We start from the raw sequence: 12,762 nt of genomic DNA, 5'->3' as shown, positions 1-12,762 counted from the left end.
TGACACCGTCGATCAATATTGCATATAATAGCGGTCTTTCGGGTCGTTAGCTCAGTTGGTAGAGCAGCGGACTTTTAATCCGTTGGTCGCAGGTTCGAGTCCCGCACGGCCTACCAGAAATTCGCAGTAGATAAAAAGGGTTCCAAGCAATTGGAGCCCTTTTTGTTTTGCGCGCTTTGCACGTCGAGCGTCTTCAAAACTGCTCCACAACATGTGGCGCCATTGTTCTTCCGACCTCTTGTCGCCCTGTCCTTCATCCGCTGATTTCTACTCGCGTGATCACCATCCCTATCGTGTGCAGTAAATCAGTTGCAGCGGCGATGCGTTTATTCATCGATCTATTCAAGCAGTTCCTCTTTGCAAGATTCAACGTCCAGTCGATCTGACAGCAGTGATTTACATTGAGATGCCTGGCTCTTCCCTCTCCAATAAATCCGGGCAAAAAAAAGCCCCCGAACTTTGCAGGTCGGAGGCTAAATCCAATCCAGGGAGGAGTTGGAGGAGACAGGTTCACTTTATCGCAGCGCACCATCCGCCTCCAGAACAATTACACAATGACACATCCTCAACACTTTTCTAACAGCTGACGACGCGCTGGATAAGCAAAGCTGACAGCGCCGCCAACTTTTGTAAAAGACTATGACCGTCCTTGCAATTTTGATCGTCATACACAATAATAGATGAGAATTATTCTCATCTAAAGAATTTCTCCGTCGACGAGTTTGCTGACAAATCGCTGTTGTTTGCCTACGGTTGTTCGCCGACATCTCACAAGGCCTCGTTCACTCGGCCTCATGAAGTCGACGATATGTTTTTTCTTTAGATGCCAGACAGCAGCAACTTGGATATCGGCAACCCGTCCCCACATGGGACGGAATCACGCGGGACCGCTCAGCCATGCCAAAGCCATGCACCTTCAGTTTTCCTGGATGGGTCATGCATGACAATCACGGCCGCCCCCCTCTGCAACACAGCAACAACGAAGGAAAGATCATGATGCGTCTGCGCCCTCTCGACGATCAGCAACTCCCCAACCTGACAGACGTGCAACGCATCGCGCTGCATCCGCAAGCCACCCGACTGCAAGGTGAATTTGCACCGCTGCTCAACCGTCTTGCAGCACTCGGCAACCTCACAGAAGTCACCCGCAACTCGTCCGCCCTGCTGGAAAAAGACAATGTCAGCGGTGCACTCTATGTGCAGAACGAAATCGAATTTGCACCCGCCGAGGCCATGCATCTGCGCATCTTCTATCCGCAATGGGAACACGGCTACGCGCTGGAAGAACACGACGAGTGCAGCGGCAACAAACAGCACAGCTTCCAGTTCTTCGATCGCTACGGCAACATGCTGCACAAGATCGTCCTGCGCGAAACCGCTGACATCGCCGCTTTTCGGAAGCTTGTCAGTGAACACGCCGCCGCCGATCAAACCTCACCTCTGCAGCTTGTGCACCCACTTGAGGACAAAGCCGATACCCGCAAAGAAATTGATATCGATGCGCTGCGTGCCGATTGGGCGCACACGCACAACCACAACGATTTCGTCCAGCGGCAGGAAGCATTCGATCAACAACGCTTGCGCAAGCTGCGTCTGGCCGGCAAGGCCTTCGCGTATCAGGTCGCCAATGACTCGGCGCGTATCATCCTGCAGCGCATGACGGAGTTCGGCACCGCCATCATGGCGCAAGTCGGCAATGCCGGCATCGTGCAGGCCTACTACGGCAAGATCAAAAACATCGGGTTCAAGGATTCGCGCCTGAAAATCATGAACTCGGGCTTTCGCATGTCGCTGCGCGAAGACCACATCGACTCGGTCTGGGTGGCAAAGAAACCGACTACCGACGGCATTATCACCTCGCTCGAACTGTTCAATCGCCAGGGCATGCATATCGCCAGCTTCCTCAGCAAGAAAGACAACGGCCAGCCGGAGCCGCGCGAATGGCGTGAATCCATCATGCGCCTGCTGCCGATCTTTGGTACCTGAAAAAGGATGCAGTACTACCCACTTCCGTCGGCCGTACTGCGTCAAGTTGGAAGCGTCGCAACAGATCCGACGCCGACTGCATCGCTCGCGAACGCAGAACAATTACAATACCCGCAGATCAATTTAGGGAATCACTTATGAGCGAACGTCTTCTCGTCATTCTGGCTGGCATCAACATGTTCATCGCTGTGGGTGCCGGTGCTTTCGGCGCGCATGGGCTGAAACAAATCCTCGACGCCGACATGCTGGCGATCTGGCAAACCGCCGTCATCTATCAGATGGTGCATGCGCTGGGCATGTTTGCCGTGGCCCTGCTGATTCCGAAATTCGGACCGGCGATACTGGGCTGGGCAGGCAGTGCGATGTTCATCGGTATCGTGATTTTCAGCGGCAGCTTGTATGTGCTGGCGTTGAGCGGCGTCCGTTTTCTGGGCGCGATCACACCGATCGGCGGCCTTGCTTTCCTGGCCGGCTGGCTGCTGGTCGCGTGGGCAGCATATAAAGCGCAATAACGGATAGCAAACCTCTGCAAATAAAAACGGCCGGTGCATTTACATGCCCGGCCGTTTTGCATTACCGATGATCAAATGGTCAGTGGAAGAACTCCGCAATCAGTGTCGCACCGATAAAGGTTCCGGCGTTCGCCGCGAACGACACCAGCACGATGCGCCAGCCCAGTTTGCGGAAAGCCGGGATATCCTTGGCAATCGACAGACCCGCAAACGTCAGCATCGGCGTAATCACGGCGAGGAAATTGATCTTGCCGGTAATGGCAACGATCGCATCCGCCCACGGGCAAACCGGCGAAGTCAGGAACATCGCCACCAGCGTCACCCAGCACACTGCCGGAATCTTCTTGCCGGTCACATTGCACAGGATATCGCCGACAAACACCGCGGCAATCATGATCACGATACAGCCGATCGATTCCAGCGGCGCCACCTTATAGGCGATCCAGTTGGCGATGATGGTCAGCACACCCGCGAACACCCAGGCGCCAATGCGGCCGGCCATGTTCAGATCCGCCACTTCCACATGCGTTTGCGTGTGCAAATCATCGGATGCTGTGCTCGAGGACGAGGTCGTGCGGCCGATAATCGGTTCCAGCACACGATAGCCCCACACCGCTAGCGGCAGCGAGATGAACAGCGTGAAGTAAGTCCCGATGGTGGTCGTGATCAAATTGCTGGCAGCCGCAAAAGTCGCAACATCCTTGGCGACTTCAGGCGTTTGCTGGGCGGCGATGGCGCCTGCCGCAGCGGCCATCATGCTGCCGGAGCCGACACCCGCGCCCATTGCCAGCGCAACCGGATGGAAGATGTTGAGACTGGTGATGAAGCCCGCAAAGATGGCAATGAAGACCGCGCCGAACAAGGTGCCGGTAATGTATTCCGCCAGCACGCCGCGTCCTTCCGGTGAATTCATGCCATAGCGTTCGCCGATGATGGCGAGGCTGGGTTCACGTCCCACAGAAAACGTCGCGCCGATCGCTTCGCGCTTGATGCCCAACAGCAGCGCCAAAGGCAGACCGATAATGATGGTGCCGACGAAATGGCCGAACTCCTGAAATACCAGCGCCCAACCGGCACCGATGATCTTCGGCAGCGAACTGCCGACCATCAGGCCCAGCTTGGCGACGAACAGCAGCAACGCAGGCTGCAGGATCGCCGCTGCGCGAAACTGCAAAGGCTGACTCAGGGAGAGCGGCCCCGGCATCTTCGATTGCAGGCTGCCGATAACGGCACCCATGATCAAGGCCCAGACCATCGGCAGGAGCACGACTTTACCCGGGCCGACCTTGAAGGTGACGGAACCGATCAGCTCGGCAACGACGAGAATCACGACTGCAAAAACGTAGAGCTTCCAGGTTTGCAGCCCGGGCTGCGTAAGATGTGATGGTGTAGCGGTTGTGGTTGGTGCTGCTTGCATTTTCTTCCTCCGGATTTGCATCCTGCATGAGGTCTGTCAACAAGCCGTCATGCCAATGCGCGGCATGCGGCCCTCCCTTTTTTCACTCCCTGTACAACAAAAATTCAACGGCCTTCAACACCCTTCGCCGTTGCCCCGGCACCAATGATGCCCTGTGACGTCCCGCATCGCAATTGAAAAGCAAACGTTCTCATGCGATGGGAGACATCACCTCCCTGCAACCTCCTGTCGATGCCAATCAAACGTAACCGAAAGTCGCCGCCGGCGAAGCCGCCGTCTCGACCCACACACTCTTGGTTTGCGTGTACTCGTACAAAGCTTCGACACCGCTGGACCGGCCATAGCCACTTTGTCCGTAACCACCAAAAGGTGAAGTCACGTTGATTGTCTTGTAGCCGTTGATCCAGAAGGTGCCTGCATTGACGCTGGCCGCGACGCGATGCGCGCGCGCCACATCGTTGGTCCACACGGCGCCGGCCAGGCCGAACTCGCTATCATTGGCGATGCGCACCGCTTCTTCTTCCGTATCAAAAGGAATCACCACCACAACCGGCCCAAAGATTTCCTTGCGCGCCACGTCCATGTCGTTGCTGACTTCGGCCAGTACGGTCGGCCTGACGAAAAATCCCGGCTCCGAAAAATCCTGCACTGCCGTCGCCAACTTGGCGCCGTTGCGCAGGCCTTCGGCAATCATGCTGCGCACGTGCTCGTACTGCTTCTGATTGGAAATCGGGCCGACTTCTGTTTGCGCATCGCCCGGTTGGCCAACCTTGATCTTGCCCGCTCCGGTCGCCAGCATGTCGACGAATTCACGATACACCGAACGCTGCACCAACAAGCGTGAACCCGCGACGCAACTCTGCCCGGCCGATGAAAAGATCGCAGCTTGTGCACCCAGGCAAGCGCGCTTGAGATCGGCATCTTCGAACACGATATTGGCCGACTTGCCGCCCAGTTCCAGCACGCAAGGCAGCAAGCGCCGTGCAGCCGACTCGGCGATTTTCTTGCCGGTTTGGGGCGAACCGACGAACACCGCTTTCTTGACCACCGGATGATCGATGGCAGCTTGCCCCACGGTGTGCCCATAACCGGCCAGTACATTGATGAGCCCCTTGGGCACGCCGGCTTGCTCAGCCAAGGCAGCGACCGCTAACGAAGTAAAGGGAGTCAGTTCGGAAGGCTTCAGCAAAACCGCGTTGCCCATCGCAATCGCGGGCGCCACCTGCCAGCCGCAGGTAAAAATCGGCGCATTCCAGGGCGTGATCTGCAGCACCGCACCGACCGGTTCGCGGCGTGTGTAGTTGAGATGCGAACTCGGCACAGGAATCACGTCACCGTAAAACTTGTCGGCCCAGCCGGCGTAGTACTCAAACATCTCGGCGACCTTGGCCACTTCGCCACGGCAATCGCGGATCGGCTTGCCGGCGCTGATCGACTCCAGCTGCGCAAGCGCTTCGGTGTTGTCGCGGATCTTCTGACCGACGGCAAACACGATGCGACCGCGCGCGGCGTGGGTCAGTTTCCACCACTCCGCTTGCGCAGCGATAGCGGCATCGGCTGCCAGTTGCACTACGCGCGCATCGGCGTCGCGGTAAGTTAATGTTGCCTGGCCGGTCGCGGGATTCTGCAAGCCGATGGATTCGCCTTCGCCCTGGATCAGCTTACCGCCGACATAGGAACCGACAAAGGCGGTGCCCGGAAAGAACGGTGCAAACGCCGCCAGCAATTGTTCTGCTTCATTGGATTTCATGTAACGCTCCTGACTCTGTTCGGTAGATTATTTTTCGGCGAAATGGACAATGCGATTGAAGTCTTCGCCATCAGCCACGGTTTTGTCGCTGGCGGCCCACAGACGTCCAACTTCACCGGCCAGCGGCGCGGATGTTCCCAATTCGGAGAGCAAGCCCATCGCCAGGCGCAAGTCCTTGCGCATGAGTTTCATGGTGAAGCCGGAATTGAACGCGTCGTTGAAAATCCAGGTCGGATAATTGACTTGTGTGACACCACTACGTCCCGAACCTGCGTTGATGCCTTCGAAGATTTGCTGCGGATCGAGTCCGGCTGCCTCGGCGATGCGCGCCGCCTCACCGGCGACGATCAGGTGTGCGCCGCACATCAGGTTGTTGAGCAGCTTGGTGACGTGGCCTGCACCGACCGGGCCGACATGCACGCGCTTGGTGCTCATGGCTTCCAGCACCGGCGTGACCGCTGCGACGTCGTCGGCCGCACCGCCCAGCACCATGGTCATGGTGCCCGTCGCCGCGCCCTTGGGGCCGCCACTGACGGGTGCGTCGATGAAGCGCACGCCCTTCTCCGCAAGCGCTGCCGCCACTTTACGTGTGCTATTGGGGTCGGCGGTTGTCGTGTCGACCACCAGCAACCCGGGCTTGGCACCGGCCAGCAAACCCTCAGCCCCGAACACCACCGCCTCGACCACGTCCGACGTCGGCAGCGACAGGATCAATACATCCACCGCACCAGCCAACGCCGCCACCGAGGCAAACACTTTCACGCCTTCGGCTGCGATACTTTCTGTTGCCGCAGCCGACGGATCGTAGCCCGATACCGTAAAGCCACCGCGTTGCAACGACAGCGCCATGCCGCGCCCCATATTGCCCAAACCCGCCACACCAATGTGTTTCATGCTGCTCCTCGCTGGAAAAAAATCTGACAGGTCCAGTGTGCAAGCAGCGCAAGTGAGCGTCAATTACATCGAAAAGCAAACATTGTTCTATTTAAGAGAACACTGAAAAATACAAGGCGAGCGACGGTTCAATGGTCGGCTTCAGCTGGTGACCTGAAACGCCTGCATCAGCGAACTGGCATAGGAGACAAAGCGGTTGGCAGCCACTGAGAGCTTGCGTCCGACTCGGGTGACCAGATGCACTTCGGCCAAGGTCAACACGTCATCATCGAGGGGAATCGCAAACAGCTCGCCCGCCGCGAGTTCGGTCGACACCGCAAAGCGCGGCAACAAGGTGACGCCCAGCCCGGATTTGACGAAGTGCTTCAGCACATTGATGGAGTTGGTGGTGAGCGTCGGATTGAGTTTGATCTTGGCGGCATACTCGGCCAGCGCCAGCAATTGCCGCGTACCGTAAGAGGAGTGCATGAGGCCGATCGGATATTCGCTAAGCTCCTGCAAGGTGCAGGACTTGCTGTTGCGCAGTGGCGATCCGGCACTGACAACCGCCAGCATGGGTTGCCGCTGCACCGCGCGCGAGACAATTTTGGGGTCGGTCGGCGGGTTGTAGACCAGACCGATCTCGGCGGTGTCTTCGGCGACCAGCCGCAACACGTCATTGGTGCCGGCGAGATCAAGAGATACCGAAATTTGCGGATGGCGTTCGCAAAAATAGACCATCGGCTGGCTCATGAAATCGCTCACGAACCCCTCGCCGATGACAATGCTGACGTGGCCGCGCTTGAGTCCGCGCAAACCTTGCAGCTTGGACAACAGATCCGCCTGGTGCGCCCCTTGTTCGCGGTAGTAATCGATCAGTAGCTGCCCGGCTTCGGTCGGCACTACGCCGCGACGATGCCGCTCCATGACCGGAATTGCCACCTCCTGCTCCAGCAAGGCAATCTGGCGGCTGACCGCCGATGGGGCGATATCCAGCTTGTCGGCAGCAGCACGCACGCTGCCGCACTGGACCGCTTCAAAGAAATAGACGAGGCGCTGTTCACTGAGTTTTTTCATGGCCCTTCCCTGTTTATTCTGTTTTTTGAGTTGCCTCAATTAGAACAGAGTTCAGGAAATGCCATCACAAACCGTCGGGTAAACACTGGTGCAGAAGTTGCACCCAAGCCGCACGAAAGTTGTCCGAAAGCTATGCTGCCGCGCCGCTCAATGCCACCTTGACCAGATCATCGATCTCGGTCGTGATATTCGACAGCACCCCCGCCACCACCGAAAACTCCTTACCGGCCTGCCCTGCGCGCGCCGCGACGATGCGTGCGTTGAAGGACACCATCTTGGCCTGCTTGGCGATGGTTTCGATATCGGTCATGATGCCGCGCAGTTGCTTCTTCATCAGCAGCGCATGACGCTTCGACTGCTCTTCGTACACGCTGGTAATCTGGTTCAGCACGCTCAGCATCGGCGTGGTGATGCGCACCAACTCCTCCAACAATGCCGGTGCATCACGCAAGCTATCGTCGATGGCGTTGAGCGTACGCTCCGCCAGATTGATGAAATAGACAATCTGCGCGTCGCCATCCAACCTGCCGAAATACGCCTCTCGCACTTCTTCGCAAAAAATACCGGGAACGGTATCCGAACCTTTCACCAACGCGGTATGCGCACCGCGGAACAAGGCCAGCGCCTCGCGAGCGATCGTGGTGGCGCCTGCATGGCCTTGCGACGCCAACACCGCATACAACACCAGACGCTGCGACGTGAAACGGCGGCGTCCCGACAGGTTGATCAATGCGCCAAACACTTCGCCCGACAAAGGCTTGGTATCGGCAGCGGAAGTCGTCTCGCTCTTTCCGGTACCGCTGTTTTGCATCAGCTTGATTTGCCCGGTGACCGCCATATTGTTCCTTTCGTTTGAATCCGCTCTTGCATTGCTTCTTGCATTGCTTCTTGCGTTGCTTCTTGCGCTGCTACTCTGCGTTTTACTCTATTTGTGCTGCGTTTTTCTACGCGGCTTCCTTCGCCGGATGCGCTTGCTTGCGATAAAGGAACTCAAGCACCGCCGTACGGTATTCGGAATACTGTGCATCCTGCGCCAGCGCCACACGCTCGCGCGGACGCGCCAGTTTGACGTCGAGGATCTCGCCGATGGTTGCGGCAGGTCCGTTGGTCATCATGACGATACGATCCGACAGCAACACAGCCTCGTCGACATCGTGCGTGACCATCACAACGGTCGATGCCGTCTTCGCGACAATTTTCAGCAACTCGTCCTGCAGGTGGGCACGGGTCAAGGCATCCAATGCACCGAACGGCTCGTCCATCAGCAAGACCTTCGGCTCCATTGCCAACGCGCGGGCAATGCCGACCCGCTGCTTCATGCCGCCGGAAATCTCATTCGGCCGCTTGCTTTCAGCAGCCGTCAGGCCAACCAGGGCCAAAGCGGCGCGCGTGCGGTCGCGCAGTTGCGTACGGTTTTCCGTCGCACCGAACACCCGCTCCACGCCGAGATAAATGTTTTCGTAACAGGTCAGCCAAGGCAACAAAGAATGGTTTTGGAACACCACCGAACGTTCCGGCGAGGGGCCGGCGATTTCGCGATTGGCGCACAACAGCAAACCGTCACTCGGCTTGAGCAAGCCGGCGATCAGATTCAACAGTGTCGATTTGCCGCAACCGGAGTGGCCGATCAGGGTGATGAACTCGCCCTTTTGCACACTCAGATTGATATCGCGCAGCGCATGAAAGGTGCCCTTCTTGGTATGGAACACCATCTCGACGTCATTGATCTCGATAAATTTGTTCATCGCTTCCATCAGAATTTCCTTCTCGGCTTCGACTGCATGATCGTTCAAAATAAGTATTCAAAATGGGGACGCGGGGTCAGTTACTGACCTGTTCGTAAGTGAAGGCCTTAGCCAACGCTACCAACAATTGTTCGAGGATCAGCCCCACCACGCCGATCACGACGATTGCGATAATGATGTGCGGCACGTTCAGGTTGTTCCATTCATCCCAGACCCAGAAACCGATGCCCACGCCGCCGGTCAGCATTTCTGCCGCGACGATCACCAGCCACGCCGTACCGATGGCCAGGCGCACGCCGGTCAGCATGTACGGCAAGACGGATGGAAACAGGATCTTGGTCAGGATCTTCCATTCGGACAGGTTCAACACGCGCGCCACGTTCATGTAGTCCTGCGGTACGCGCTGCACGCCAACGGCCGTGTTGATGATCATCGGCCAGATCGAGCAGATGAAGATCGACCAGATCGCCGCCGGATTGGCCGACTTGAACACCAGCAGGCCGATCGGTAGCCAGGCCAGCGGCGACACCGGCTTGAGCAAGCTGATGATCGGGCCAAACATGCCCGACAAGAAGCGTACGCGGCCAATCAGAAATCCCAATGGAATGCCCACCAATGCCGCCAGGCCGAAGCCGATCGCCACGCGTTGCAGCGATGCCAGCACGTTCCATCCGATGCCCTGATCGTTGGGACCAGTGCGATAAAACGGATCGGAGAACAGCTTGATGGCTTCCTGCAAGGTCACCAGTGGCGTCGGGAAATTGCCGGTCTTGGCGGCGATGATCTGCCACACCAGTACCAAAAAAGCGAGGCCCGTCAGCGGTGGCAATACCTTCATCAGCAAGCCTGCCATCAGCGGAGATCTCTTCGGCTGCTTCGACTTCGTCTTGACGACCGGCGTTGCAGCCGCTGTTGAAACCGCAGCTGCACTTGCAGCAGCCGGCTTCGGGTTTTCATTCATCGTCGTTTCCATGACTGCGCTCATATCGATTCCTTTACTCTGTGCTGCGACAAAAACGTGCGCCTGCTTGATCAGGCGCACCGCCGATGAAGCACGTGCTTACGTCTTGATCTTGAACGATGCGGCGTAGGCCTTCGGGTTCTTGCCGTCCCATACGGTGCCATCCATCAGCTTGGAAGTGCGCATCGGATCCTTCGGAATACTGGTCTTGGTCATGGTGGCGGCTTCCTTGTAGAGGTCGATCTGATTGACCGACTTGGCCACGGCCAGATAGTCCGGATCGTCCTTGAGCAAGCCCCAGCGGCGATGCTGCGTCATGAACCACATGCCGTCCGACAGATACGGAAAATTGACCGCGCCGTCGTTGTAGAACTTCATGTAATTCGGGTCGTCCCAGGTCTTGCCGAGACCATTCTGATAGCGGCCCATGATGCGTTGGTCGATCACATCCTTGCTGGTGTTGACATACGACTTGTCGGCAATGACTTCGGCCATCTTATTCTTGTTGGCCAGCGAGGCATCGATCCATTTGCTCGCGTCGAGGATCGCCGCCATCATGGCGCGGCAGGTGTTCGGGTTTTTCTTGACGAAGTCGAGCGAAGTGCCCAGGACTTTTTCAGGATGGTCTTTCCAGATGTCTTGGGTGGTGGTGGCGGTGATGCCGACACCGTCAACGATGGCGCGGTGGCCCCATGGTTCGCCAACGCAGAAACCATCCATATTGCCCACGCGCATATTGGCGACCATTTGCGGCGGCGGTACGGTGATGACCTTGGCATCCTTCATCGGATTGATACCATTGGCGGCCAGCCAGTAGTAGAGCCACATGGCGTGCGTACCGGTCGGAAAAGTCTGTGCAAAGGTGTATTCGCGCTTTTCGGTTTGCATCAGCTTGGCCAGCGATGCACCGTCGACGCCGCCCTTGTCGGCGATCTTTTTGGACAGCGTGATGGCCTGGCCGTTATTGTTGAGGCTCATCAGCACGGCCATGTCTTTCTTCTGGCCGCCAATGCCCATTTGCACGCCATAGATGAGGCCATACAGAACGTGCGCAGCATCGAGCTCGCCATTGGTCAGCTTGTCGCGCACGCCGGCCCAGGAGGCTTCCTTGCTGGGCACGATCTTGATGCCGTATTTCTTGTCGAAGCCGAGCACCGAAGCCATCACCACGGAAGCGCAGTCAGTCAGCGGGATGAAACCGATCTTCACTTCTTCTTTTTCCGGCTTGTCCGAGCCGGCTGCCCAGGCTCCTCCTGTTGCTAGTCCCAACATGGTCGCTCCTGTTGCAAGTCCTGCAGTCTGAATTAATTGACGACGCTTGAAATCCACTTCCTCGACAGTTGCCACGGCCTTGTTCGGTTGTTGCTCTTTGAATTCCATCGCGTTTCCCCATTCAGCAAATAAAAAAGGCGTCCCTTCAGCACGCAATGAAGCATGCTGAAAGACGCCTTTGTCTTGGATGGTTCAACCGCCATTGGCCGAACCGTTCGATGCGCAAACCTTGCGCTATACCGAGGATTCAGCAAAGAGCGTGCCAAGCGAGCCCAAGAATGGCAAAAGCCGCCTAGCTACGCTATGAAAGAAGCAATAGGGATGATCTGAGAAGGATTCAACGCACTAACCGCATGCCGGAATTAAGCGCACCGCGTTTGTGCTGCGCACCAATTTGGCGGTGCAAGACTGCCGACGATGATCGATATTAAGGAAAGAAAAAATGTCAGCCGAGCAAGTCTTCGACATCCAGCAGGCGCTGGGCGATTTCAGAAAGTTTGAGATTTTTGTTCATGGCCATGCTGCGCAGTTTTTGGTAGGCCTGCTCTTCCGACAGCTTGTGCTTGGCCATCAGCACGCCCTTGGCGCGCTCAACCACCTTGCGCTCAGCCAGCTTGTGCTTGGTGTCCGACAGTTCGGTCAACAGCTTCTGCTCCTGCCGAAAACGCGCCAGCGCTACGTCCAGCACCGGCTTGATGCGTTCCGACTGGAGACCGGCAACGATATAAGCGGTGACACCGGCTTCCATCGCCGCTTCCATGGTGGAGGTTGTATCGTCTTCAGTAAACATGACGATGGGACGACGCTCATCACGCGTGGTGATGACGATGTGCTCCAGCACGTCGCGCGCATCGGACTCGGCGTCGATGATGATCATGTCGGGCTGCAGCTGGGCGATACGTTCCGGCAGATAGAGATCGGCGGGCAACGAGGCGATGATGTTATAGCCCGCTTCCAGCAAACCGATACGCAAGGCTTTTCCACGCTCCGCCTGCTCGTGGAGCGCGTCGTTACTTTCATCGCTTTCATCGACATGGTCGATGATGGTATTGACGACAACGATGCGTAAGTTGCGCATGTGCGGTTCCAATGTTTGCCTGGACATCGTAAATCGATTCTGAACTCGTTGCGGATCTATGGGCTGTTTTTGTTGCTGCGTCTGTTGAGGT

Annotated in this window: 11 protein-coding genes and 1 tRNA gene; 3 read left to right on the top strand and 9 right to left on the bottom strand. The window is 57.2% G+C overall.

What is annotated here, in order from left to right; translation table 11 throughout:
- The first annotated feature begins 40 nt into the window (after window positions 1-40).
- From PQR63_RS05810 to PQR63_RS05800, 3 genes are all read left to right on the top strand, one after another.
- Window positions 41-116, top strand: a tRNA-Lys gene (locus tag PQR63_RS05810).
- 820 nt (window positions 117-936) lie between these two features.
- The gene (locus PQR63_RS05805) at window positions 937-1,986 is read left to right on the top strand and encodes a ChuX/HutX family heme-like substrate-binding protein (RefSeq protein ID WP_408166424.1); all 1,050 of its coding nucleotides are present in this window, start codon (window positions 937-939) and stop codon (window positions 1,984-1,986) included.
- 137 nt (window positions 1,987-2,123) lie between these two features.
- On the top strand, window positions 2,124-2,498 hold the full coding sequence (locus PQR63_RS05800) for a DUF423 domain-containing protein (protein WP_408166423.1): 375 nt from the start codon (window positions 2,124-2,126) through the stop codon (window positions 2,496-2,498).
- 79 nt (window positions 2,499-2,577) lie between these two features.
- Here PQR63_RS05800 and PQR63_RS05795 read toward each other — a convergent pair whose 3' ends face one another.
- The 9 genes from PQR63_RS05795 to PQR63_RS05755 all read right to left on the bottom strand — a co-directional run bounded on the left by PQR63_RS05795 (window position 2,578) and on the right by PQR63_RS05755 (window position 12,671).
- Window positions 2,578-3,915: a DUF3100 domain-containing protein gene (locus PQR63_RS05795; RefSeq protein WP_408166421.1), complete on the bottom strand. Its 1,338-nt coding sequence runs from the start codon at window positions 3,913-3,915 to the stop codon at window positions 2,578-2,580.
- A 238-nt stretch (window positions 3,916-4,153) separates the two neighbouring features.
- Entirely contained in the window at window positions 4,154-5,665 is a 1,512-nt protein-coding gene (locus PQR63_RS05790; protein ID WP_408166420.1) for an aldehyde dehydrogenase family protein, read from the bottom strand.
- 27 nt (window positions 5,666-5,692) lie between these two features.
- Window positions 5,693-6,559 carry an NAD(P)-dependent oxidoreductase gene (locus tag PQR63_RS05785; RefSeq protein WP_408166419.1) on the bottom strand — a complete coding sequence of 289 codons (867 nt, stop codon included), beginning with the start codon at window positions 6,557-6,559 and terminating at the stop codon, window positions 5,693-5,695.
- A gap of 141 nt (window positions 6,560-6,700) precedes the next feature.
- Window positions 6,701-7,615: a LysR family transcriptional regulator gene (locus PQR63_RS05780; protein ID WP_408166417.1), complete on the bottom strand. Its 915-nt coding sequence runs from the start codon at window positions 7,613-7,615 to the stop codon at window positions 6,701-6,703.
- 130 nt (window positions 7,616-7,745) lie between these two features.
- Window positions 7,746-8,426: a methyl-accepting chemotaxis protein gene (locus PQR63_RS05775; protein ID WP_408166782.1), complete on the bottom strand. Its 681-nt coding sequence runs from the start codon at window positions 8,424-8,426 to the stop codon at window positions 7,746-7,748.
- A gap of 133 nt (window positions 8,427-8,559) precedes the next feature.
- Window positions 8,560-9,369, bottom strand: coding sequence for an ABC transporter ATP-binding protein (locus PQR63_RS05770; protein ID WP_408166781.1), 810 nt, complete (start codon window positions 9,367-9,369; stop codon window positions 8,560-8,562).
- A gap of 67 nt (window positions 9,370-9,436) precedes the next feature.
- Window positions 9,437-10,345, bottom strand: coding sequence for a nitrate ABC transporter permease (gene ntrB / locus PQR63_RS05765; protein WP_408166415.1), 909 nt, complete (start codon window positions 10,343-10,345; stop codon window positions 9,437-9,439).
- A 75-nt stretch (window positions 10,346-10,420) separates the two neighbouring features.
- A complete protein-coding gene (locus PQR63_RS05760) occupies window positions 10,421-11,701 on the bottom strand; it encodes a CmpA/NrtA family ABC transporter substrate-binding protein (RefSeq protein WP_408166413.1) in 1,281 nt (426 codons plus the stop codon).
- 337 nt (window positions 11,702-12,038) lie between these two features.
- Window positions 12,039-12,671, bottom strand: a complete 633-nt coding sequence (locus PQR63_RS05755; RefSeq protein WP_408166412.1) for an ANTAR domain-containing response regulator — start codon at window positions 12,669-12,671, stop codon at window positions 12,039-12,041.
- Window positions 12,672-12,762 lie beyond the last annotated feature (91 nt).

The organism is Herbaspirillum rhizosphaerae, from assembly GCF_046025915.1.
Taxonomy (GTDB): domain Bacteria; phylum Pseudomonadota; class Gammaproteobacteria; order Burkholderiales; family Burkholderiaceae_D; genus Herbaspirillum; species Herbaspirillum rhizosphaerae_A.
Note: the sequence above shows the minus strand (reverse complement) of the source record. Positions and strands in the feature narration are given on the sequence as shown.